General features: G+C 66.3%; 24 protein-coding genes and 1 pseudogene. 11 read left to right on the top strand and 14 right to left on the bottom strand.

Features of this window, described 5'->3' with window-relative positions; genetic code table 11:
• Position 1 precedes the first annotated feature (1 nt).
• The 3 genes from C1H66_RS00585 to C1H66_RS00575 all read right to left on the bottom strand — a co-directional run bounded on the left by C1H66_RS00585 (position 2) and on the right by C1H66_RS00575 (position 1,630).
• Positions 2 to 163, bottom strand: coding sequence for a hypothetical protein (locus C1H66_RS00585; protein WP_205738606.1), 162 nt, complete (start codon positions 161 to 163; stop codon positions 2 to 4).
• A gap of 46 nt (positions 164 to 209) precedes the next feature.
• Positions 210 to 1,064: a PhzF family phenazine biosynthesis protein gene (locus C1H66_RS00580; RefSeq protein ID WP_102625978.1), complete on the bottom strand. Its 855-nt coding sequence runs from the start codon at positions 1,062 to 1,064 to the stop codon at positions 210 to 212.
• A 122-nt stretch (positions 1,065 to 1,186) separates the two neighbouring features.
• Positions 1,187 to 1,630, bottom strand: a complete 444-nt coding sequence (locus C1H66_RS00575) for a DUF6789 family protein (protein ID WP_102625977.1) — start codon at positions 1,628 to 1,630, stop codon at positions 1,187 to 1,189.
• An 84-nt stretch (positions 1,631 to 1,714) separates the two neighbouring features.
• Between C1H66_RS00575 and C1H66_RS00570 the strand changes: the two genes are divergently transcribed.
• Together C1H66_RS00570 and C1H66_RS00565 are read left to right on the top strand one after the other, a co-directional pair.
• Positions 1,715 to 2,650, top strand: a complete 936-nt coding sequence (locus C1H66_RS00570; protein WP_102625976.1) for an aldo/keto reductase — start codon at positions 1,715 to 1,717, stop codon at positions 2,648 to 2,650.
• Between the two features lie 21 nt (positions 2,651 to 2,671).
• A complete protein-coding gene (locus tag C1H66_RS00565; RefSeq protein WP_240618170.1) occupies positions 2,672 to 3,358 on the top strand; it encodes a DUF6064 family protein in 687 nt (228 codons plus the stop codon).
• Positions 3,359 to 3,378: 20 nt separating this feature from the next.
• Here the strand turns inward: C1H66_RS00565 and C1H66_RS00560 are convergent, their stop codons facing one another.
• On the bottom strand, positions 3,379 to 4,956 hold the full coding sequence (locus C1H66_RS00560) for an NAD(P)H-dependent oxidoreductase (RefSeq protein ID WP_240618169.1): 1,578 nt from the start codon (positions 4,954 to 4,956) through the stop codon (positions 3,379 to 3,381).
• Positions 4,957 to 5,001: 45 nt separating this feature from the next.
• Here C1H66_RS00560 and C1H66_RS00555 point away from each other — a divergent pair, with 45 nt between their 5' ends.
• Positions 5,002 to 5,448: an SRPBCC family protein gene (locus tag C1H66_RS00555; RefSeq protein WP_102625975.1), complete on the top strand. Its 447-nt coding sequence runs from the start codon at positions 5,002 to 5,004 to the stop codon at positions 5,446 to 5,448.
• A 60-nt stretch (positions 5,449 to 5,508) separates the two neighbouring features.
• On the opposite strand, the gene C1H66_RS00550 is transcribed toward C1H66_RS00555, so the two are convergent.
• Positions 5,509 to 8,271, bottom strand: coding sequence for an AsmA family protein (locus tag C1H66_RS00550; protein WP_102625974.1), 2,763 nt, complete (start codon positions 8,269 to 8,271; stop codon positions 5,509 to 5,511).
• Between the two features lie 1,000 nt (positions 8,272 to 9,271).
• Here C1H66_RS00550 and C1H66_RS00540 point away from each other — a divergent pair.
• The 3 genes from C1H66_RS00540 to C1H66_RS00530 all read left to right on the top strand — a co-directional run bounded on the left by C1H66_RS00540 (position 9,272) and on the right by C1H66_RS00530 (position 11,061).
• The gene (locus C1H66_RS00540; protein WP_102625973.1) at positions 9,272 to 9,583 is read left to right on the top strand and encodes a hypothetical protein; all 312 of its coding nucleotides are present in this window, start codon (positions 9,272 to 9,274) and stop codon (positions 9,581 to 9,583) included.
• A 472-nt stretch (positions 9,584 to 10,055) separates the two neighbouring features.
• On the top strand, positions 10,056 to 10,316 hold the full coding sequence (locus C1H66_RS00535) for a hypothetical protein (protein ID WP_146010652.1): 261 nt from the start codon (positions 10,056 to 10,058) through the stop codon (positions 10,314 to 10,316).
• A 241-nt stretch (positions 10,317 to 10,557) separates the two neighbouring features.
• On the top strand, positions 10,558 to 11,061 hold the full coding sequence (locus C1H66_RS00530) for a hypothetical protein (protein ID WP_102625971.1): 504 nt from the start codon (positions 10,558 to 10,560) through the stop codon (positions 11,059 to 11,061).
• Positions 11,062 to 11,106: 45 nt separating this feature from the next.
• Here the strand turns inward: C1H66_RS00530 and C1H66_RS00525 are convergent, their stop codons facing one another.
• The 4 genes from C1H66_RS00525 to C1H66_RS00510 all read right to left on the bottom strand — a co-directional run bounded on the left by C1H66_RS00525 (position 11,107) and on the right by C1H66_RS00510 (position 13,976).
• Positions 11,107 to 11,829, bottom strand: coding sequence for an MBL fold metallo-hydrolase (locus C1H66_RS00525; protein WP_110286053.1), 723 nt, complete (start codon positions 11,827 to 11,829; stop codon positions 11,107 to 11,109).
• Between the two features lie 69 nt (positions 11,830 to 11,898).
• On the bottom strand, positions 11,899 to 12,291 hold the full coding sequence (locus tag C1H66_RS00520) for an HIT family protein (RefSeq protein WP_102625970.1): 393 nt from the start codon (positions 12,289 to 12,291) through the stop codon (positions 11,899 to 11,901).
• Between the two features lie 226 nt (positions 12,292 to 12,517).
• Complete coding sequence (locus C1H66_RS00515; RefSeq protein ID WP_102625969.1) at positions 12,518 to 13,159, bottom strand: Vat family streptogramin A O-acetyltransferase; 642 nt, start codon at positions 13,157 to 13,159, stop codon at positions 12,518 to 12,520.
• 34 nt (positions 13,160 to 13,193) lie between these two features.
• Entirely contained in the window at positions 13,194 to 13,976 is a 783-nt protein-coding gene (locus tag C1H66_RS00510) for an RsiV family protein (protein WP_102625968.1), read from the bottom strand.
• 323 nt (positions 13,977 to 14,299) lie between these two features.
• On the opposite strand from C1H66_RS00510, the gene C1H66_RS00505 reads away from it, so the two are divergent.
• The gene (locus C1H66_RS00505) at positions 14,300 to 14,671 is read left to right on the top strand and encodes a septal ring lytic transglycosylase RlpA family protein (protein WP_102625967.1); all 372 of its coding nucleotides are present in this window, start codon (positions 14,300 to 14,302) and stop codon (positions 14,669 to 14,671) included.
• A gap of 55 nt (positions 14,672 to 14,726) precedes the next feature.
• Here the strand turns inward: C1H66_RS00505 and C1H66_RS00500 are convergent, their stop codons facing one another.
• On the bottom strand, positions 14,727 to 15,164 hold the full coding sequence (locus C1H66_RS00500) for a YciI family protein (protein WP_102626009.1): 438 nt from the start codon (positions 15,162 to 15,164) through the stop codon (positions 14,727 to 14,729).
• 248 nt (positions 15,165 to 15,412) lie between these two features.
• Between C1H66_RS00500 and C1H66_RS00495 the strand changes: the two genes are divergently transcribed.
• A complete protein-coding gene (locus C1H66_RS00495; protein WP_102625966.1) occupies positions 15,413 to 16,540 on the top strand; it encodes an SMP-30/gluconolactonase/LRE family protein in 1,128 nt (375 codons plus the stop codon).
• A gap of 78 nt (positions 16,541 to 16,618) precedes the next feature.
• Positions 16,619 to 16,747, top strand: a pseudogene (locus tag C1H66_RS00490) (RlpA-like double-psi beta-barrel domain-containing protein); the annotation flags it as partial.
• A gap of 20 nt (positions 16,748 to 16,767) precedes the next feature.
• On the opposite strand, the gene C1H66_RS00485 reads toward C1H66_RS00490, so the two are convergent.
• Positions 16,768 to 17,748, bottom strand: a complete 981-nt coding sequence (locus tag C1H66_RS00485; RefSeq protein WP_102625965.1) for an AraC family transcriptional regulator — start codon at positions 17,746 to 17,748, stop codon at positions 16,768 to 16,770.
• Positions 17,749 to 17,915: 167 nt separating this feature from the next.
• On the opposite strand from C1H66_RS00485, the gene C1H66_RS00480 reads away from it, so the two are divergent.
• Positions 17,916 to 19,253 (top strand): tetratricopeptide repeat protein, encoded by a 1,338-nt coding sequence (locus tag C1H66_RS00480; protein WP_102625964.1) that lies wholly within the window; start codon positions 17,916 to 17,918, stop codon positions 19,251 to 19,253.
• Positions 19,254 to 19,346: 93 nt separating this feature from the next.
• On the opposite strand, the gene C1H66_RS00475 is transcribed toward C1H66_RS00480, so the two are convergent.
• The 3 genes from C1H66_RS00475 to C1H66_RS00465 are packed head-to-tail and all read right to left on the bottom strand — an operon-like array spanning position 19,347 to position 21,918.
• Entirely contained in the window at positions 19,347 to 19,883 is a 537-nt protein-coding gene (locus C1H66_RS00475; protein WP_102625963.1) for a GDYXXLXY domain-containing protein, read from the bottom strand.
• A complete protein-coding gene (locus C1H66_RS00470; protein WP_240618167.1) occupies positions 19,880 to 20,965 on the bottom strand; it encodes a DUF4401 domain-containing protein in 1,086 nt (361 codons plus the stop codon). The genes C1H66_RS00475 and C1H66_RS00470 overlap by 4 nt, the downstream gene beginning before the upstream one ends.
• A gap of 11 nt (positions 20,966 to 20,976) precedes the next feature.
• The gene (locus tag C1H66_RS00465; protein WP_102625961.1) at positions 20,977 to 21,918 is read right to left on the bottom strand and encodes a LysR family transcriptional regulator; all 942 of its coding nucleotides are present in this window, start codon (positions 21,916 to 21,918) and stop codon (positions 20,977 to 20,979) included.
• A 112-nt stretch (positions 21,919 to 22,030) separates the two neighbouring features.
• Between C1H66_RS00465 and C1H66_RS00460 the strand changes: the two genes are divergently transcribed.
• The gene (locus tag C1H66_RS00460) at positions 22,031 to 22,933 is read left to right on the top strand and encodes an MBL fold metallo-hydrolase (RefSeq protein ID WP_102625960.1); all 903 of its coding nucleotides are present in this window, start codon (positions 22,031 to 22,033) and stop codon (positions 22,931 to 22,933) included.

The raw sequence follows: 22,933 nt of genomic DNA, 5'->3' as shown, positions 1-22,933 counted from the left end.
ATCAGAGATGTAGCAGCACCCATAGCCCCATGACCGCCATCATGGCGTTCTCGGTGAAACTGATGATGCCGAGCGGCACCTTGGAGTCGCCCCCCACGCAGGCGCAGTTGAGGTCGGTCTTGTCGATATAGACGGCCTTGACGATGGAGACGCCCCGCCACACCGGCTGTTACAGAGTGCAGACTTCTGCATCACGAAGACTAGTTTCCTTACGGCCGGTATCCCGATGCCTGGAGCGCCACCGCCGTGCCGGTGACCACGATGCCCCCGGTCGCGGGGATGTCCACCTCGAGCAGGCTCGGCCGCCCCATCGCCTCGCCCTGGCGGATCGTCAACCGGGCGGGTGCCTCGAGCAGTCCCGCATCGCGCAGGTAACCGCCCAGCGCCGCCGCCGCAGCGCCGGTGGCCGGGTCTTCCACCACGCCGCCCACCGGAAAGGGATCGCGGGCATGAAAGCGGGTGGCGCTCTCTCGCCAGACGAGCTGCAGGGTGGTGAGGTTCTCGCGCAGCATCAGCGCCCGGAGTCGCTCGAAATCGTAGTCCAGCCGATCGAGTCGTCCCCGCGATGACACCGCCAGCACCAGGTGCCAGGCACCGGCATAGGCCCTGGCCGGCGGCAGGTCCGGGTCCAGCTCGGCCGTCTGCCAGCCGAGGAGGGCCAGCACCTCCTCGACCAGGGCCGGGGGGGCCGCCCGGTGCTCGGGTGCCACCGATACCAGCGAGGCCCGCCACTCGCCATCCGCCTGGCATACCGTCACCGGCACCCTGCCCACGGCGGTCTCCAGTTCATAGGTACCCGCCCCGCTCAACTCTCCCAGTGCCACGCCGGCGGCGACCGTGGCATGGCCGCAGAAGCTCACCTCGGCCTGGGGGCTGTAGTAGCGAACCGTGTGCCGGCCGCCGCGCAGCGGGGCGATGAAGGCCGTCTCGGAATAGCCCACCTCGGCGGCGATGCGCTGCATGGTGGCGGCGTCGGGCAGCGCATCGCCCAGCCAGACGCCGGCCGGGTTGCCGCCCCTGGGGTCACGGGTGAAGGCGGCGAGTCGATAGAGGGTGGCGGTCATGGGAAAACTCCCGGGTATCGGGACATGGCATCACTGGGGCAGGAAGTGGAGGAGCTCATGGCGAGACGACCGGCCTGAGCCGCGACGATCCCGCCACGGGGGCGGGGTCGTCGGTACGCCGGCTACAGGCGTCGCAACCAGCCGTAGGTGGCGCCCAGCACCAGCCCGAACACGATATGCCCCAGCAGCGTGGAAAGAGGCGCGATCAGGCCGAAGCCCAGGCCGAAGAAGCCCGAGCCAGCCAGCGGGAACACCGTGACCATCACCACCAGCCAGGCGCCCAGGCCGAATACCAGCCCGCGGCGCGTATCGCTGCCGCCGGGCAGGTCCGACTCCATCAGGCCGAACAGCGTGCCCCAGATCAAGGTGCCGACCACGAAGTGAATGGCCCACCCCACGGCCATGCTGCTTGGCGTACCCAGCGCCCGCTGGGCCGTCAGGTTCATGATCTCGATGGGGTTGTACCAGGGCATGACCCCCGCCGACAGGCGCAGGATCAGGAGCATGGAGATGGCCAGGGTGGCCACCAGCCCCGCCGCCATTCCCCGGCCCAGGCGAACGATCATGGCATACCTCCCAGGGGCTACCGTCTGCTGACAGTATAGTCGCAACAACTACACTGCTCTGAGCAGCACGAGCAGGAGACGACCATGCCCCCTCCCCCGAGCCGCCTGTCTCGCCGCGCGCTGCTGAGTGGCCTCGTGTCGCTGGCCGCGGCCACGGCACTGCCGCCACTCGGCGCCCTGGCGCAGCGGCCGCCACCCCTGGCGCGCGAGGTGCCCGCCATCGGAGAACGCCTACCGCTGGTCGGGCTGGGCAGCTGGATCACCTTCAACGTGGGAGACGACCCGGTACTGCTCGAGGAGTGCACCGCGGTGATGGCGCAGTTCTTCGCCATGGGCGGGCGCATGATCGACTCCTCGCCGATGTACGGCTCGTCCCAGGCGACCATCGGCCACGGGCTGGGCAAGCTCGATGCGCTCGACCGGGTCTACGCGGCGGACAAGATCTGGACCTCGCGCCCCGGCCATGGGCCGGCACAGGTCGAGGCGTCGCGCCGTCACTGGGGCGTACCGCGCTTCGACCTGCTCCAGGTCCACAACCTGGTCGCCTGGGAGGCGAACCTCTCGACGCTGCTCGCGATGAAGGCGGCCGGCGAGGTGCGTCATGTGGGCATCACCACCTCCCACGGCCGGCGCCACGACACCATCGAGCGCATCATGCGCGACGCGCCGCTGGATTTCGTCCAGTTGACCTACAACGTCGTCGACCGCGAGGCCGAACGCCGCCTGCTGCCCCTGGCCAGGGAGAAAGGCATCGGCGTGATCGTCAATCGCCCCTTCCGGCAAGGGCGGCTGACCGAGCGCCTGGCGGGCGAACCGCTGCCGGAGTGGGCGACGGAGATCGGCGCCGGGAGCTGGGCACAGTTCATCCTCAAGTTCATCATCTCCCACCCGGCGGTGAGCTGTGCCATTCCCGCCACCACCCGCGTCGATCACGTGCGCGAGAACATGGCTGCCGCCAGCACGCCGCTGCCCGACGACGCCCTGCGCCGGCGCATGGCCGATCACGTGCGGGCCTTGTGAGGGCAGCATGGGGAGGGGCGAATGATCGGCATGAGCGAGTGGCTGAGCTATCGCCCCGCGGACTTCCTGATGTTCTCGCCCCGCGTCTACGAGCGGCTGTTCGAACTGCACAACCAGGCGCTGTGGCCCCTGCAACCGCTCGCCCTGATGCTGGGCGGCGCGATGCTGTTCGCCCTGCTGCGCCCGCGCCCCTGGAGCGCCCGCCTGGTCGCCGCCCTGCTCGCTGTCGGCTGGGTCTTCGTCGCCTGGGCCTTCCTGTGGCAGCGCTACGTGCCGATCAACTGGGGGATCCGCTATGTGATCCCGCTGTTCGTGCTGCAGGCGCTGCTGCTGATCGCCCTCGGCGTCCCGAAGGGCGGGCTCGACCTGCCGAGGCGCTGGGGCGTGCGACGCGCCCTGGGGGTCGTGCTGTTCGTCCATGCCCTGGCCCTGCACCCGCTCATGGCCCTGGTCACCGGGCGTGGGCTGCTTGGCGCCGAGGTCCTGGGGCTCACCCCCGACCCGCTCGCCATCGCCACCCTGGGAGTGGCGGCCATGATCTCCCGCGGGCCGTGCGGCTGGGCGCTGCTGGTCATTCCCGCCCTCTGGTGCCTGGTGAGCGGCATCACCCTCGCGACGCTGGGCATACCGGGCGCCTGGCCGCCCCTGCTGGCCGTCGGGCTGGCCCTGCTGGCCAGGGGATGGCCGAGAGACGCACCCACGGCATAGGGCAGGCCGGCGGGGCGCGATCATGCCAACCGGAACAGCGGCCACAGCCCGAACCACAGCACATAGCCGAGCGAGGCGCCCATCAGGCCGTCGATGCGCCCGGCCGGGCGGTCGTCCCGGAGATGCCGGGCCAGCAGCCAGGCCAGCCAGGCGCCATGGGGAACGACCACCCAGGCGATGCCGCCGTAGGCCCCCGCCGCCAGCCCTATCAATTGCCAGGCCAGGGCGCAGGCGGCGGCGAGCAGCGTGGCGGCGAGCGCGAGCCGCAGTGCGCCCCGGCGCCCCAGGCGTACCGCCAGGGTGCGCTTGCCGGCACCGGCATCGGCCTCGAGGTCCGGGATGCCCGACAGCGTGATGGAAGGGAGTATCGCCAGCAGCAGCGGCAGGCTCAGCAACCACGGCAGCGGATCGCGCCAGTCTCCACCGAGAAACACGGCACCGCACAGCATCACGCCGATGCTGTGGGTGACCGCGACATCGAGCTCGCCCAGGCCACGATAGCTGAGCATCAGGGGCGGCGCCGTGTAGCCGATGGCCAGGACCGCCAGCGCCCCCAGCACGGCGATCACCGCGGCCGGGGGCGCCGGGGTCACGGCCAATAGCCAGGCCGTGCCGCCCGCCAGGCCCAGCAGCGCGACGAGGATCCCGGCCTTGACCTCGCCCGGGCTCAACCGACCCTCCACCAGGACGCGAGAGCCACCCGTGAAGGTGCTGTAGAAGCGATTGGCCCGATCGGTGTCCAGGTCGACCAGCTCATTGATCAGCACGGTGGCCACCTCCAGCAGGAACAGGCAGAGGTAGCCGAGCCAGAACACCGGGTTGCCGAATACGCCCCCGGTCGGCGCAGCGGCCAGCGCCCCGACCGCATAGGCCACCCAGGTCATGGGATAGAACTGCAGTCGCAGCGCCCGCCACCAGGCGCCGGCCTTGTGCCTCAACCGCTCCGCGGGGGTGATCCGGCCCTGCGCCAACCGCCGGCCCTGGTGGTGGGCACGGGCCAGCCAGGCCTGGCGCTGTGTCGGGGAGGCATCCTTGACCGAGCCGAACACCAGCGAGCGCACCGGGCGAATGCCGCAGAAGCCCAGGGTCGCCCGTGCCAGGGCATTCCTGCCGGGCTCACGATAGAGCAGCCGATGGATCAGCGGCGGGGTATCCATGGTGGTGATGAGCTGTGCCGAGCGCCCGGCCAACAACCCCTGATAGCCGATCCCGCCCTCGCAGGTCCGGAACGCGAACCCCGGCGCCATGATACGGTCGAGAAACCCCTTGAGCAGTGCAGGCGCCCCACCCCACCAGGTGGGATAGACGAACACCAGATGATCCGCCCAGGCGACGAGCTCCTGCGCCTGCCTCAGGTCGTCCTCGAGGGGCTGGTCGTTGGGCGACGGGGTGTGCACGTACGGATCGAACTCCAGCGCCACCAGGTTCAGTCGCCGCAGCTGCACGCCCGCGGCGCGGGCTCCGTCACAGAAGGCATCCGCCAGGGCGCCGCAGAGGCTGTCACTGCGCGGGTGTCCGAGGATGACCAGCACCTTGATCGGCGACCGAAGCTGGGCTCGGCCGTCGAGCGGCGCGTCGTTCGTCCTGAACGTTGTCATACCTTTACTGTGTCATCGCGTTGTCTTGCGGAGGTGGAGAAGGCCATGCCCATCATCGAGCACCACGCCGAGATAGCGGCCAGCCCACGGGAGGTATTCGCCCTCGTCGGCCGAGTGGAAGCGTTTGCCGATTACAGCGACGCCATAGACACCATAGTTCGCCTGGGTGAGCGTCGCTACCGCTGGCGGGTGCGCGTCGCCGGCGTGCCGCTGGAGTTCGATGTGGAAATCACGGAGTTCCTGCCCCCGGAGCGATTCGCCTGGCGCTCGGTGAGCGGCGTGCCCAACCAGGGCGAGTACCGCCTGACGCCCATCGAGGGAGGCACCCGCATCCACCTGACGCTGGAATACAGCCTGCAGCCGCCCCCACTCGAGAAGGCCGTCAACCTCGCCGCCAAGCCCCTGCTCCACAAGCTCGGCCGCGACATCATCGCCCGGGTGGAGGCGCAGTTGAAAGCACAGCGAACCGGGCCACCCAAGGCGTCACGGTAACAAAGCAACGCTGGGCGAATGTGGACCAAGGAAGCCGGCATGAAGGTAAGGAAGGGACGATCACTCTTCCTTGAACTCCCTCATGGCCCGTTCACACCCCATGCCGACATTTTCGCCTCCTCCCAGGTCGATCCAGGGCAGAATCGCCGCGGGCGGTGCGATCAAGGCACCGAGCAGGGAAGCCAAACCACGTGCCACCAGCTCGCTGGTGATCACATTCACCCGCGGGTTACGCAGCGGCCCATCCAGCTCCACCGGAGAATTACCAGTGAACAGGGTCACGTTCTTGTTATGCCCCTCGAAAACCAGCTGCAGTCTCTCGGCATCCAGGTCGATCGCGCCACCGCCAGTGAAGTTCGCAATCTCGGTCGCCATGAAGAATCGCTCCAGGTCGGCCAATCCGGTTTCGGCAACGAAACGGACATAGCTGCATTCCAACGGAACCTGTTCCTTACCCGCCAGGGCGGCGACCAAGGCATTGGCCACATTCAAGGGCAGCAGCTCCGCGGCGATGATGTCCAGCCAGCCTTGGGACATGGCCAATTCCAGCGTACCGTTGAGCCCAGCCATGACCTCATCCATCGAGCGGCCGCGGTAATCGAATTCGCCACGCCCGCCGACGACCCCAAGGGTATCCCGGGCCACCTGTGGCAAATTGGCCTCACGCAACAGAGCCTTGAGATTCACCCGCTCGAGTGCCAGCCGTAGGTCGCCCTCCAGGGCCTCCTGGCGCGCATCGATCACCCATGAGCCGCTGACCCGGCCACCGCCAAGCCCCACCTGCAAAGGGTCTATGGTCATCACACCCTGCTGCAGCTCCAACTCGAGGGAGACATCGGTAAACGGCACATGCTTGGCCTGGACGTTCTTCGCCCGGTAATCGAGCACGATATCCGTGCCACGCAGCCCCTTCACATCCCAGCGGCGGTCGGGAAAAAGCCGTTGGCGGCGCCTGTCCTGCTCGGCCCATTGCTCCTGCTCGGGAGACGCCGTCTCTCCCCCTCCGGTTTCCGGTGCGATACCCAGCATCGGCAACAGGTCGGCGGCATGAAGCGTGTCCGAGGTCAACGTGGCCCACAGCTGTGGTCGCTCTCCCAGGCGCAAGCGTGCGTCGCCGGCCACATCGCTGTCACCGAAGCTACCCTGCATGCCATTCAGGTGCAGCAGGTCGTCGCTGAAGCGCAGGTGACTGCGAACCTGATAGGGAGGGACCTCGGGCAAATTGATGCCGGTCAGATCGGAGATATCCGACAGGGTGGGACCTTCGATCCGAAAGTCACCCTCCACCGAAGCGAGCTCGAGCGGTTGGACGACACTGCCGTCCAGTTGCAGATGGGTGTCGCCGGTGCTCAGTTCACCGGATATCGGATAGGGCGCGTCACGGGTCAGATCGAGTAGCGGGCCCATCACCAGGTCGAATGAAAATGGCGTTTCCTGATAGGTGCCATCGCCGACCATATGGACCCCAGGTTTTTCCATGCCTTCGATCTCACGGGAATTGGCACGCAAGGAAAGCACCAGCCCCCAACGCGGCCCTCTATAGTCGAACGCGGTGTCGTCGAACACCAGCCCACCATCGACCACCTGCGTGTTGAGCCGGCCATCGATCATGCCCAACTCCCCGAGCCCCAAGGGCGCAAGTGCCGCGGTCAGGTCGAGCCGGTCGAACTGTGCTTCCACGTCGGCGACCAATCGCTGCTCCTGCACCTCGATCCAACCCTGGGCGGTCAACCCGCCTTGCTGTCCATCGGCACTCTCCTGAAGGGCATGAAGACGCTCCACACCGACACGACCATCCTCGAGCTGCCCCTTGACGGCTAGATCGTGCAGGGTCTGATCGGCATAGCTCAGGTGGGCAATGGAAAGGTCCACTTGGCCCTCGAACGCCTTCAGTACCCCGAGAGTTTCAGCCCAGCGCTGGTCCCAGGCAGCCTTGAGAGTCGATGCGTCCTCCGTTTCGTCGCCACCCCCGCCTCGGGCGTTGGCCCCGTCCGCCGTCTGGTCGCCCTCGGTCTCGCCCAGTACTCCCCAGCGGTTCAGGTCCAGTGCGTCGGCATCCAGTTGCGCATCGATATAGGGCACATCCCGGCCGAGATCCACCGCCAGCGAACCGTTCAGATGGCTGCCACCGACCTCTCCTTCCAGCTTTTCGACAGCGACGCGATTCTCTGCTCGCTGATAGTGCGCCAATGCTTGAAATGCCAGGGGGTCTTCTTGCACGCGCCCCTCGCCGCGCACGTCAAGCCGTAGTTCATCGCTCGTGCCGCCAGGGGTTTCGAAGGTGACGTCGAGCTCGATATCCTGCGCGGCGTCATGGTAGGTCAACTGGCCCTGCCCGACGGCAAACGCCTTGGGCCAGACGGTCTGTCCGCCCTTATCCGGTTCCGATGTCTTCGCACGACTCAGGCGAGGCAAGTTGAGAGTGCCGTCCTCTCGTCGTGCCAGATGGAGCACTAGCCGCTCGACGCGCACGAGCTCCAACTCCACCTCCCCCCTGATCAATCGCCCAACGTCCAGGTCAATGGCCAATGCCTCCAGCCGTGCCATATCCTCGTTGCGGGCCCAGGACGCATTGGCGACACGCACGTCATTCAACCGCACCGCCAACGGCCAGCCCCAACCGATATCCAGGTCGCCGATCTCGACTTCGCGACCACCCACTTGCTGACTGGCCTGTTCTTCCAGCCAATCTCGCACCCAGGGAGATTCCAGGAGCAGGGCCACCGCCACCACGAGCAGCAGCACGCTGCCGAGTGCCGCCCCCACCAGTCGAGTTGCCGTTGTCACAGCCCTATCCAACTGTGGAACCAGTCCTTTGATCATGGACAGGGATACGGTGCCAGTCCAATGTCGCGCGATGGCTCGTTCTTGCCGCGGCAATGGTAGAAGAAACCGCTTTTGGTAATGTCCATGGTAATCTTCGACATGCCCCCATGCCTGACTCCCAATACCCGGAAACCGGCACCAACAAAAAAGCCTGCCACGTCGGCAGGCTTTGATTTGAATGGCCACTTCCCCGGCACTGACTAGCCCTGCCGTCGTGAGCGAGGCGAGTGGTCGAAGCCTACCAACAGGGCTTCCATCTTCTCCTGGGTGCCCGAATCACTGGCGGGTACGTAGGTGATCAGCTGCAACGGCACACCGTTGCCACCGGCCACCTGTAGGTTGCTGCTCGGCAGGCTCGAGCTTCAAGGCGAGGGCGAACTGTGGAGCCAGATCGACGACCTGCAGCAGAGCGATGCCGAGCGGCTGATCGGCCGCGCGCTTCGAATCGCTGCAGGCCTACTACACGCTCGCCGGCCGCGATCTCGAGCGTGACATCCTCCCCATGCTGCAGAGCGAGACCCTCGGCCTGATGATGTGGAGCCCGCTCGCCGGCGGCCTGCTGAGCGGCCCGCCTGGGGGCGGGAATGGGTCATCGGCGGGACCAATACATGACTAATGAACGCTTTTCTGACATAAGAAAAGAAATGCTGCATTGCAACAAAAAAGCGTCTACGCTGGGGGAGCAATTCTTTCAGGAGGATCAACTCCATGAATACCGTATCCCCGCAACTCCACCCGTTTGACACCGAAGTGCTGCAGTTCTGGGCTCGACAGGCCCTGTTGCAGCGCGCCGCCCTCGAGGCCATTGCCGCCCATCTTCGCTGACGCACCACGGGCCTCCCGGGCAGGCGTCATTGCCGTTACAGGCGGACCGCATCATTCACGCTGCTTGCACTGTCCCCGCCTCTGAAAGCCTGTATGATGACCTGGCACGACATTTCATTACGGAGAAGCAACCACGATCGATCATTCTTTCAAGCCAGCACGGGAGGTTCTCATGAAGGTCTACAAACCTGAGTGGCAGTGCACGTTTAGCGTAAACGAAGGCGTGGAAGAATCCGCCAGTTGGAAAGAGCGTATCGCCTGGCGCATACGGGGATTCGCCGACAGGCTGGACGGTGGCGGAAGAACGATCAAGATTGACTGCAACGTCTCCCCTCGAGTGAGCCGCCAGGATGTCGATACCTGCCTGGGCAAAGGCTTCGAAGTGACCCAGGGCCTGCTCCTGCAGCTCGCCCATCAAGCCGCCTGCGAGGACGTCATGCGTCACGCCAAGGCAGAGCTTTTCGAGGAAGAGCACCAGCGTTGAGGGCATGACGTTGCCGGCAATTACCGCACCCCATTCGGCCCCTGGCTGGATGGGGTGTTTTACTTCCAACCGACCTGTGGAATCCGGCATCCATGGGCACGATCCCTCGACCCACAGTCTCGCCACGGCACCCTTCACATCGGCCAGAAGCCCCCGTACACACTGATGCAGGCGACCGCCGGCGCTTTGCGAAAGCAACGAAATGCCGGCGCTGCAGAGCTACCGACCCGGCGTCAGTCGGGCCGGGCCTCCCAAAACTCTCCTTGACTTACATAAAAACACACTATATTCACAGAAGAGAAGGATCTCTGATGTTTTCGCTCAGCTCCAGGATGGAGACCTGCTGCCAGCGGCACCGTCACGACCACGGCACACACTGAGAAAGCACCGGGCCTGTAGGCCGGTACCAAGGGAATTCGGTGGTGAGATCGGGGTTCGGAGCCGAGGAGTTCATGTGATGGAAGTCCCCAGCATGACATGCACACTGCCCGACGACCTGGTGGATCAGTTATGCCCGATGCCTGAAGCGCCTCCCGGCTGCATCGGGCTCGATGCGGCACTGGGGCGCCGGCTGGCAACGGCCAAGGCTCGCCTCGATCGTATGGAACGAGAGGTAGTCTCGCGAGACCTGAGTGCACTGGCGATGGCTCGCGTGGAATTCGCCCTGGCGGCCCGGGCGCTGGCAGACGATCTCATCGCCCGTGGCCTGCACACCTCGGGAGAGAGCGACTGAGGAACTGCTCCAAGCCGGGTGTCAGCTACCGACCGAGGACGGTAGCCTGTCTCCTGCACCTCCTCTCTCTCGCATCACGGCAGCAGGTCTAACCCCTCCTGCCCCCCTGCCCGGGCCAGGACATCACCGATGTCGGCCTCACACTCGCTCCGCCCCATTTCCTGGCTTCTGACTCGGCCTGGCACAGGGCAGGCACTATATTAGACAAGGGAATGGCCCATTTCCGGCAGGAGGTGCCCCCATGCCAAAGACCAGGAACAGGCGTCGCAAGCCGATCGGCCCCTCGAGCAAGTCCCTCGCCGGCAAGCCGCGACGGCGTTTCCGCCCTCGTCGGCTGGTACGTGGCACCCTGATCGTCCTGGCCATCCTTGCCGTGCCGGCGGCCTGGCTCATTCTCGAGGAGCGTAACGTTCGCACACTGGCCGACCTGAGCGTGATCGGCAGCGGCGAACCGGTCGCGGTGCAGGTGTTCGACCAGCGCCGCTCGGCGAGTCGCCGCCTGCGCAACAATGCCGAACAGGCGCTGGCCAATATCGAGCACCCTCCCGCCTGGCGCGTGGTGAACATCAACACCACGCAGGGGGCGCGCTTCGCCGGTGAGCATCTGGTCGATCAGGTCACCATCGTACTGTTCGATGAGCAGGGCCGGCGCACCGACGTCATACGAGGCGCCGCCAGCGTCGGCGACCTGGAGACGGCGTTCACCGACCTGCGAGGCCAAAGGGTACGTCGCTCAGAACGCTGAAGGCCTGCATCTCCCACGCGACGTCATCGGTCAGGCTGCCCCCCTTCAGAACCGAAAGCGCCGAAGCCGTCGAGGTATTGCCGAACGATATGCCTGTAGTCGCGCAGCCAATATTGCGCCGCCTCGCCCCAGCAGCTCGGCAAGCGCTCGATCCACCAGCACGGGCCACTCGCCCGGGGCGAGTTCCTGGAATCCGCTCTCACCACTGAATGCGCTGGAGAAGATCACGTCCGGCTCGAGCGTCTTCAGCAACCGCAGGCTCTCGGCCAGCGTCTCCCGGTCCTCCACCGTATTCAGCCTGGGGATGAAACCGGCACTCCAACCGCCATCCTCGTCACGGTAGAGGGTATCGCCGGTGAAAAGGTAGAGCTTGCCGTGGGCGGAATCCACCAGGAAGCAGGTACTGCCGGGGCTATGGCCAGGGGTGGGAATCACCTCGATGGCCCCCAGGTGCCGTTCGCGCTTGTCGAACAGGATCTCCGGGGTGCGCACGCGGGCAAAATCGTCACGCTCGGCGATGTGGCCCGCCAATCTGGCACCGAAGCGCTCGTGGATCAGTGTCAGGGTCTTCCCCACCTCATCTCGGTGACTCAGGTACTGATAGGCGACGCCGCCCAGCTCCGTCATCCGCTCGATCTCGTGGCGGTGGCCGGTGTTGTAGAAGAGCACGTTGCCCGTCTCGCGAACGAGCAGGTAGGCATGCACGGTGAGCCCAGGGAAGGGGCTCTCCACTTCGGTCTCCCACACGTCGGGCTGTACACGCTGCATGGCTCACACCCCTCTCGATCGAGTGACACCCACAGCCAAAAATTCCCAGCAGAGCAAGCAGAGTTTAGATCAAGTCAGGGTCTCCCGGAGTCGAGATGCGGCGTCCGCCAGTTCCTCGGGCTGCGCCTGGGCCAGTCCCTCCACCCGGATGTCCTGCATCGCATCGATCGGCACCAGGTGGATGTGCACGTGCGGCACCTCCAGCCCGACGACCAGCATGCCCACCCGCTCACAGGGGAAGGCGCGCTTGAGGGCCTTGGCGAGCTTCTGCGACACCGCCATGAGGTGGATGACCAGCTCGGCCGGCAGGTCGTCCCAGTGGTCGATCTCCTCGCGTGGAATCACCAGTAGGTGACCGGGCTTCATCGGGTTGAGGGTCATCAGGGCCACACACTGCTCATCCTCCCAGACGAAGTGCCCCGGGAGCTCGCCCTGGATGATGCGGGTGAAGATGCTTGCCATGGTCGGATACCTCCTCTCGGAAAACCCCAAAGATGCCACAGGTCACCGAGACTTTCTTGTCCCTGACCACCCAGGCCGTCTCGAGCGGCACGACGTTTCGGGCAATGCCTGCGCTCGGCGATATGCCCGGCCTGTCGGGTCTCGAAGCGCTCGTGGATCAGCGCCAGGGGCTCCCACACCTCGTCGCGTTCGCGGCAGCCACCCATGTGCTCACGCAGCGACCAGTTCAGGGACTCGCCTCGCAGCGGCGCAGCGCCTCGACATCCCCCGACACGATGACCTCCAGATGCCGGGTGATCTTCTCGGCCGGCCAGTTCCACCAGGCGATGGACTCCAGCATCTCGACGACTTCCGGCGGGAAACGCTGCTTGATGGGCCGGGCAGGATTGCCGCCTACCACGGTGTAGGCGGGCACATCGCCCACCACGACCGAGCGAGTCGATACGATGGCACCGTTGCCGATCGAGACCCCGGGCATGATCAGGGCGTCGTAACCTATCCACACATCATGACCGATGACCGTGTCCCCCTTGTACGGCAACTCGCTCGGCTCCGGCATGACCCTTTCCCAGCCATTGCCGAATATCTGGAACGGATAGGTGGAGATCCCGGAAAGCTTGTGGTTCGCCCCGTTCATGATGAACTTGACGCCGCGCGCAATGGCGCAGAACTTCCCGATGATCAGCCTGTCGCCGATAAAGGGGTAGTGGTAGAGAACATTACGCTCGAAGTTCTCGGCGTCTTCCGGGTCATCGTAGTAGGTGTAGTCCCCCACGATGATATTCGGGCTCTGGATGACGTTCTTGATGAAGCACACCTGCGGAAACCCTTCCATGGGGTGCTTGTTCGTTGGGCTGGGGCCTTGCATTTCTCTCCTCAGGGCCTCGCGCATCGCCGCTCGCCTATTCCCGCTGCGGCACGAGATAGCGCGGTTCGACGATGCCCGCCAGGTCGTCGTTGGGAATGTGCAGCTCCGGCTGACCGGCGGCGTAGGGGGCAATCTCGTAGACGTTGTACCTGACCACCCAGGCCGTCTCGAGCGGCGCGACGTTGCGGCTCTCGCTCAACGGCCAGGTGGCGGCGAAGTCGTCATCGGCATTCGTTTGCTGCAGCCAGCGCCGGTGGGCACGGGCCAGTGCCTCGCGAAACGCCTCCTCCTGACCGTCGACGAGCATGTCGTCGAACCCCACCACGCGCCCCAGCCGCTCGTCGATGACCATGAACCCGGTCAACGGCATGCCGTGGGCCTGGCCCGCATGGTAGACATAGCTGTCGAGCTCGATGATCAGCAGGTCGTCATGCCGAGCATAGACGTTGGCCTCGAGCCGCGCCTGGCTGGCGGAATGCAGAGGCACGAGGTGGCGGTCGGCCTCGGCCTGGGCAAGGAACGCCTGCGCATAGCCTTCCCAGGAGTCGGCCGGGCGGTCGTTCTCGCCATCGGTGATGCCCATCCCCATGACGAGTAGCCTGCGGCGCAGCTGCTCGGTCAACGCCGGCGAATCGGGAAAGCGCAGCGCGCTCACCGCCACCTCCGCGCAACGCTCCGCTGCACAGTCGTGCTCCACGAAACGCTCCTCGACCGCCTCATAGGCGCTCCCTCCTGAAGGGGGCGACTCCTCCTGGGCCTGGCACCCTCCAAGGGTCACCATCCCCCCGGCCAGCATGGCGACGTAGCGAAACGACATGATCACTGTTCCCTGTCACGTGGCCTGGCACCGCATCCGTCCGTGGTGAGTATGGCATCCCACGGGATGGGGATAGCTCCGGAAGGGTCGCCTCGTTCCCCCCGCCCCTCATGCCGTGAACCTGGCCGAGGCCGGACGTGGGCGATCGAGCCTAGACGGCCGTAGGCCTTGTTACACGAATAGCGTTCTTTTGTCGTCAACGTCGTCGATCTTCGCTACGGGTTGCCCCCCCTGGCCAGGGCGGTTACCATGCCCCCTGCCTACCGGCACCTCATCGCATCGATGGACGCGCGATCCGCTACACGAGAACCATGAGGTAATCCATGGGAACCCGATCCCGACTGACTCTCGCCTGTTGCCTGGCCGGCCTGCTGATGGCGGGTAGCGTGCAGGCGCACGATGACGCTACCGAGGAAGGCATCGCCTCCTTCTACAGCGACACCTTCCAGGGCGCACCGACGGCCAGCGGCGAGCCCTTCGACCAGCAGGCCCTGACGGCCGCCCACCCGAGCCTGCCCTTCGGTACCAAGGTGCTGGTCACCCGCCCGGACACCGGCCAGGAAGTGGAAGTGCTGATCAACGATCGTGGTCCCTTCGTCCAGGGACGCGTCATCGATCTCTCCAAGCACGCGGCCCGCAAGCTCGGCATGCTCCACCGGGGCGTGGCACCAGTGATGATTACCCAGGTGAATTGAGCCCGCGGGCGGACGCCTGGCGGATCCTCGCCGACGGCATTGCGACCGGCACCGCTCAGCGCTTCTGCTGCCACTCGGCGGCCTGGGCACGCAGCCGCTCCTCCTGCGCGCGCAGTTCCGGGGTGAACTCCTCACCGAAGTCGTCGGCCTCGAATACCTGACGGATCTCGATCTCGGCCTCGGTGCCGGGCATCGGGTTCGGGCAACGCTTGACCCACTCGATGGCCTCCTCCTTCGACGCCACCTGCCACAGCCAGTAGCCGGCGACCAGCTCCTTCGTCTCGGCGAAGGGGCCGTCGATGACGATGCGCTGGTCGCCCGAGAAGCGCACGCGCGCCCCCTTGCTGCTCGGCTGCAACCCTTCACCGGCGAGCATGATCCCGGCATTGACCAGCTCCTCGTTGTACTTGCCCATCGCCTCCAGCAGCTCCTGGCTCGGCAACGTGCCGGCCTCCGACTCCTTGCTCGCCTTCACAATGACCATGAATCGCATGTTCGTCTCCCTCATGTTGTGGTCGTCCACCTCCATGTCGAACGGATCGGCCTGCAATCGACAGGTGGTTCAATCGAAGATCAGCATGACCACAACAGCTTCGTGGCCCATCGCGGGGCACCGAATTCCGCACGCGCGACTGCTGTTGGGCTATTCTGTTGAAGCCCCGGCCCTATGACCCCGTAGGCCAACCAGCCCATGCCCACAGAAAATAGTAGAAATTAAATCAATGGGTTAATGATTTTGTGATGATGGTTCTGGGCTCATCGTCCGTCGAAACCGAATGTTTCGACACCATGGCCATCCTTGGCCACCACGAGGGGGAAAGCCTGATGCCAGCATTCCACTCCAGTACACCTCGCAAAGCGCTGAGCACGGCCCTGTTCGCCGGCGCCGGTTTGCTGCTCGCCGGTCATGCGAACGCCGAAACCCAGCCGCCAGAAGCCGAGCCCGCGTTGTCACCGGGACCCTCCGAAATCGTGTTCGAGGAACATAACCTCTTCCCGGAGGGTATCGCCTATGATCAGACCCGCGACGAATTTCTCGTGAGTTCGCTATATTTCGGGGGCATCTACCGCGTCTCGCTTGAGGGCGATATCCAACCGCTCGTCGAGGACGAGCGCCTGATCTCGACCTTCGGCTTGCACCTGGATTCGGAGCGCAATCGGGTGCTGGTGTGCAACTCCGATCTCGGCGTCGGCGAGCGAACGGCGGAAGGCACCAAGATGCAAGTGGCGGAACTTGCCATCTACGACCTCGCTACCGGTGAGCCGCTGCGCCATGTCGACCTCACCGCCCTTCATGAGGGAGCAGCCCATTTCTGCAACGATGTCATCGTCGGACCAGACGGCACTGCGTATGTGACCAACAGTCTATCGCCGGTGATCTACCGGGTGCCGGTGGACGGCGAACCCGACGTACTGACGACATCAGAGCTGTTCGACGGCGAAGGCGTCAACCTCAACGGACTGGTGTACCATCCCGACGGCTACCTGATCGTCGCCAAGTACAATGACGGCACGCTGTTTCGCGTGTCGCTCGATGATCCTTCAGACGTCCAGCAGGTCGCTCTCGACCACACCTTCGAGGGTGCCGACGGCATGGTCTGGGACTCACAAGGCAAGCTGGTCCTGGCAGCCAACGCCATCATCGGTGGCGAGGTGAGCACAGATGCGGTAGTGCAGCTGTCCAGTGAGGATGGCTGGAAAAGCGCTCACGTCTCCGGCCGCATGGACACGGGCGCCGTTTTCGTGACGACGGCGGCGCAGCAGGGCGACGAAACCTACGTGCTCTACGCCAGGCTCGACCAGCTGTTTACCGGCAAGCTGCCCGTGGAGCGCTTCAGCATCCGCCGCGTGGACTTCGAAGCACAATAGCCACCCTGTCGCGGTGCATTTGCTCCAGGACCCCACGCCGCGGTGCAGCGCCTCCGGCGGCCCCCTCACCCGGGGTAAGAGCAGGCCCTGACGGCCGCCCACCCGAGCCTGCCCTTCGGTACCAAGGTGCTGGTCACCCGCCCGGACACCGGCCAGGAAGTGGTAGTGCTGATCAACGACCGTGGTCCCTTCGTCCAGGGACGCATGCGCCTGAAAGCGCCCGAGGGTCAGTCGGCCGGGCTGGGCTCTGGCGGGTTATGCTGCCCCCGGCGCCAGGTCGCCGGGGGCGTCCCGAAGGCGCGCTTGAACGCCTTGGTGAAGGACGCTTCCGATTCATACCCCGCTTCCAGCGCAATGCGAGAGATCGGAGCCAGGGACTCGCGCAGGCGGCGGGCCGCCATCTGCATGCGCAGCCCCGCCAGGTAGCGCATGGGGGGAACCCCCACCAGCTCGGTGAAACGCTCGGCGAAGGCGGAGCGGGAAAGCCCCACCTCCCGCGCCAGCGCTTCGGTCGTCCAGTGGCGTTCCGGCCGATCGTGCAACAGGGCCAGGGCGCGGCTCACGAGAGGGTTGCGCAACCCGCCCACCCAGGCACGCTGTTCCGGCGGCAAGCCCGCGAGGTAGCGCTGCACGGCCTCGATGAAGAGCAGCTCCGCCAGCCTGGCGAGCAGCGCCGGTGAGCGCACCTCCCCGGCAGCGAGTTCGCTGGCGGCCAGGCGGAAGGAGCTTTCGATCCATGGCCCGGTCACGCCCTCGGCCACGTCGAGGGTCATCACGCTCGGCAGCATGCCGACGAGCGGGTCGGTCGTCGTCTCGCTGAGCAGAAAGCCGCACCACACCCGCGTCGCCTCCCCGCCGCCGCCGTGAACGATCCGGGCGATGCCGCTCTCGACGGTGGCCTGCATCAGCCCCTCGGCGCTGACGGCCGGGCCCTCCAGACCGCTGCCGAGCACGTGCGGATCGTTGCGGGGCAGCACCACCAGGTGACCTGCCGACACCTCCACCGGCGCCCCCTCGCCCACCCGCAACCATAGCCGGCCGGCGCTGACGTAGTGATAGGCGATGATGCCCCCGGGCAAGGGGGTGAAGGGACGGCAATCCTCCGGGGCGACCCGCGCGGCCACACACCAGGGCGCGGTGAACTCCGCATCGAGGAAGAGACCACCGGTCAGGCGCAGCGTGCGCAACACATCGAGAGAGGCATCCATCGGTCGACCTTCCCGTGATGGCGGCGGCTCGGACAAGAACTCCGGCGTCTCGCCCATTATTCCGCGCCGCACCTCCGGGTAGTTTAGCAGCGTGGCGTGGGGCGAGGCCGTTGCCCGCCCTTCGTCCCCTGACGAACGACAACAACCGCACCCAGGAGTCATCCCCCATGCTGACCGACCGCCAAGGAAACCCCCTGCCCGGCGCCACCGCCGAGACCGCCGACCTTTACGCCCATGCCGTCGACGCGTTCAACCTCTATCGTGGCGACCCCGTGGCGCCGCTGGACCAGGCCCTCGAGATCGCACCCGATTTCACCATGGCCCGCCTCTTTCGGGCCTATCTGTTTGCCCTGGCCACCGAACCCGACGCCGCCGACGCGGCCAGGGCCGACGTCGCCATCGCCAAGGCCTCACGCCTGAACGACCGGGAAGCCTCGCACGTCGCCGTGCTCGACCAGTTGCTGGCCGGCGAGTGGACCGCCGCCGCCTGCGCCCTGGATCGCCACAACCTGCGCCACCCGCACGACCTCCTGGCGCTACAGGCCGGCCACCTGGCGGACTTCTACCGCGCCAACGGCCGCGACCTGCGCGACCGCCTCGCCCGCGTGCTGCCCAAGTGGTCGCCCGACATGCCGGGCCATTCGGTCCTGCTGGGCATGTACGCCTTCGGGCTGGAGGAGAGCGGCGCCTACGCCCGCGCCGAGGAGACCGGCCGCCAGGCGCTGGACGGGGAACCGCTGGACTGCTGGGCGCATCACGCCGTGGCCCACGTCATGGAGATGCAGGGCCGTGCCGAGGATGGCCTCGGCTGGATGATCGCCCGCGAACCCTACTGGGCCGCCGACGACAACCTGTTCAAGGTCCACAACTGGTGGCACCGCGCGCTCTGCCATCTCGAGCTGGGGCAGACCGGTGAGGCACTGGCCCTGTATGACGGCCCCATCCGCCAGGAACGCAGCGCCGTGGCGCTGGACATGGTCGACGCCTCCGCCCTGCTCTGGCGCCTGCACCTCACCGGCCAGAACGTCGGCCCCCGCTGGCGGGAACTGGCCGACACCTGGGACCGGCACGCCGACGGCAAGCTCTACCCCTTCAACGACTGGCATGCCGTGATGGCCTACCTCGGCGCCGGGCGTGACGACCGGGTGGAGCGGCTGCTGGCCGCGCTACGCAACGCGGGAGGCGGCGCGGAGACCGCCGCCTGGGCACGGCGCATCGGCCTGCCCCTGACGGAGGGCTTCGTCGCCTTCTGGCGCGGCGACTACGCCACCGCGGTCGAGCGCCTGCACCCGGCGCGCTTCATCGCCAACGCCTTCGGCGGCAGCCACGCCCAACGCGACATCATCGACTGGACGCTGACCGAAGCCGCCCTGCGCGGCGGTTACCGCGACGTGGCCGAAGGCCTGGCCCACGAGCGCCTCGCCGCCAAGCCGCACAGCCCGCTGAACCGCTCGTTCCTGAGCCGGGCCAACGCCTCCGCCGTCGGCGAGAAGCAGGTGGCCTGAAACGCAAGCGCCGGATGCCCTGCTGCCATGGAGGGTGCGTCCGGCGCGTGACCTCTGCAGGTGAAGAGACCAGTGCCACAGCCACTCGCGGGATTAACGCTCCATTTCCCCGAGCAGTTCCAGTTCGGCACCGTGCAGGGCGACCAACAGGGGCTCGCCTCTCTCGTTGACGCGGAACTGGCCGTAGCGCGCGGGTTCGTAGCGCTCGGCGTGACCCTCCTGGAAGAAGAAGGCATCGGTGGCGAACCGGACCCGGCCGTTGCGCAGCCGGTAGCGCAGGCGCCTCTCGTCGGCACCCAGCGCCTCGTTCCCGGCGCCCAGCCGCTGGAAGTGTGCCACGCGCTGCGCGTCCAGGCGCACGACCACATGGCCATCGGCGGCATGGGTCTCGTCGCTGTCGAGCCGCCGGGCGTACAGCGCCTGCTGGATGCGGTTGCCGATCTCGAAATTCAGCGCCATGTAGTCGCCCTGCATCAGCGAGCGCGGGTCCACCGGCGCCAATTCCAGGTACACCACCTCGCCCTCGGCCAGGTGGCGCTCCTTGGCCCAGATGGCCCAGTTGACCACCGCCAGCATCAGCACCAGGGTCGCCGCCACGATGATCTTGTGCCGCTTGGCTGCCGGTATCATCGGCCCGTGTCCTCCGCTTCCCCGCCTCTTGCGTCATCCCCCTGCCCGCCCCGCCACCCGTGCCGCATGGCCCAGCGGATCGCCAGCAGCAGCGCGCCGAGGGCAAGCAGCGTCAGGGCCTTGGTCAGCAGCGTCACCTCGAGCCAGTAGTAGTAGCCGCCGATGGCGAACAGCAGCGACAGAACCCCGAGCCCCATGACCAGGCGATTGCCGATGGCGAAGCCCAGCGCGACCACCACGGCTCCTTGGGTCAAACCATGAGCCTGGAGCGAGACCAGCATCAGCCCCGCCACGGCGCCATAGGCGGCCACGCGAACGGACGGCGCGATTGCCTGAGCGTGGCGCTGGAAGACGTGCCGAAGCAGCAGCAACAGCGCCAGCGCGCCCAGGGCCTCTCCCACCCAGGGCCCCAACCAGGCCGGCCCGCCGCCGGGGTAGTAGCGCCCAAGGAGCAGCGACTGGCCGGAGCTCCCCGCCGCCTGGATGGCCAGCAGCCCCAGCAACAGGCCATGGCCCCAGGCCTGCACCGGCCGCAGGCGAGCCGGCCAGCGAAACTCGTTGAGCCAGATACCGGTCAGCGCCAGCAGCACCAGGCCACCGGCCACATGCGGCACACCGCTTTCGGCTAGGGCCAGGTAGAGCGCCAGGCTGGCGGCGAAGGCGGAGAAGGTGCGATGGGTGAGGCTCGGCATGGCCAGCGCCAGCACGGCCTGCAGCCCCAGCAGCCCCCACCAGAAGCTGGTAGTCATGTCCCCCAGGGCGGAGCCCAGGGCCCAGGCCACCAGCAGCTGCCCCGCGAGGCTCGCGGCCAGGGCCAGGTGCTCGACGAAGTCGCCGGGCGCCATCCGCAACAGCGCATAGGCGCCGGCGATCATCGCGAGCCCTAACGCGGCGGAGGCGACGCTGCTCTCGATCACGAACGCCGCCCCCAGGGCGATGAACCCCATCAGGAACACCGCCGCCAGCCAGCCCGAGATCGCCTGCAACGTGCGCACGAACCAGGGCGTCTCGAGTGCCGGCTCGCCATCGCCTTGAGTCACCGAGATGCCGGCCTGGGCAAGTTGATCTTTCAGCGGCGTCATGGAACGGCCCATCAAGATGTCTCCGTGCGAATAGAGCGATCAATGGCGATATCGCGATCCCAGGGCGCGGTATCACCGCCGAGCCGATCGGCCAGGAAGTCGATCATCACCCGTAGCAGTAGCGGCTGGTAGCGGCGCGACAGATACACCACATGAATCCCCAGCGGCTCCGGCTCCCACGCCGGCAATACGGGTACCAGCCGGCCTCGACGCAGGTCATCGGCGACGAAATAGGTCGGTAGCATCGCAATGCCGGCGCTGGCCAGCGTGGCCATGCGCACGACGCCCGTCTCGTTGCTGGAAAGTTTCCCTGTCACCGGCACGGTCACACTGCGGCCCTCCCGGCGCAGTCGGATCTCACTACGGCTGACATAGGAGTGTGCCACACAAGCATGCTCAGCCAGCATCTCGGGCGTGTGCGGTACGCCATAGCGCTTCGCATAGTCGGGAGACGCGCACAATACCGAGCGACAGGAGCACAGTCGCCGTGCCACCAAGGCTTCATCGAGCTGATTGGTGATACGCACCGCCAGGTCCACCCGCTCCTCCACCAGGTTGACGGCCCGCTCCAGCACCAGCAGCTCGACCTGCGCCTGCGGATGATCTTCGAGAAATTCCGCCACTGCTTCCGCGAGCCAGGCCTGGGCAAACGACTGGCTGGTGGCGATGCGCAACCGGCCTTTTGGCTCGACACCGCGCGCACCGGCCGCCAGCTGCACTTCATCAGCGAGGTCCAGCATCTGGCGGCAGCGCGCCAGGGCCTCGTGACCGGCATCGGTCAGGGCGATGCGGCGCGTCGTGCGGTGCAACAGCCGCGCCCCCAGCCAGTGCTCCAGGCTCTCGAGGTAGCGGCTGGCCATCGCCCGCGACATATCCAAGGCTTCGGCGGCCGCGGTCACGCTGCCGCGCTCGGTCACCGCAACGAACACCTGCATGGCGGTAAAACGGTCCATCTATTCGCTCGATCTGGTTGACAAACTGTCGATCAGAATAGCGTATATCCAACCATTTCGAACCAATATCCTGTGCACACCACCTGTTCACCCACCTTGCAGGATAAGCGCGATGAAAAAACTCCTCTCTCCGGTCCGCTGGTTCACCCTCGCCACTGCGGCGCTGGGCCTTGCATCCGCCAACGCCGACGCGCAGACCGACGAGACCACGGCGGCACCGCTGACGCTGCAGGTCTATAACGCCGATGCCGGCAGCTTTCACGTCAATGCCGTGCTGGTGTCCGGCGAGAACGACGCCGTGCTGCTGGATACCGGCTTTACTCGCGCCGACGCACTGCGCATCGCAGCCATGGTGCTGGATAGCGGCAAAGAGCTGAAAACGATCTACATCAGCCAGGCCGACCCCGATTACTACTTCGGCATCGACGTCCTCGAGCAATTCTTCCCCGATGCGGAGGTAGTCGCTACCGAGCCGACGGTGAAGAAGATCGAGGATACCCTGCCGACCAAGCTGGAAATCTGGGGCCCGCGTCTGGGCGCCAATGCCCCGCAGCAGGTGCCACTGCCCGAGGTGCTGTCCGGCGATACCATCCCGCTGGAGGGCCAGACGCTGGAAATCCGCGGCCTGGACGACAGCCTGCCGCACCGCAGCTATGTATGGATCCCGTCCATTGGGGCAGTGGCCGGCGGCGTGAACGTATACGCCGGACTGCATGCATGGACCGCCGATGCCCAGACAGCGGCGGAGCGCGCGGCCTGGGTGGAGAAACTGGACGACATCGCCGCACTGAATCCGACCACCGTGGTACCGGGCCATTCCCTGCCTGAGCTGCCGCAGGATGCTTCGCAGTTGGCCTACACCCAGGATTATCTGCAGCGTTTCGAGACCGAATTGACCCACGCCGATGACAGCGCAGCGCTGATCGAGGCGATGCAGGACGCCTACCCGCAGGCGGGCCTCGGCATCGCGCTGGAGATCGGCGCCAAGGTCAACACGGGCGAGATGGAGTGGTAA

The organism is Halomonas heilongjiangensis, from assembly GCF_002879645.1.
Lineage (GTDB): Bacteria > Pseudomonadota > Gammaproteobacteria > Pseudomonadales > Halomonadaceae > Halomonas > Halomonas heilongjiangensis.
Note: the sequence above shows the minus strand (reverse complement) of the source record. Positions and strands in the feature narration are given on the sequence as shown.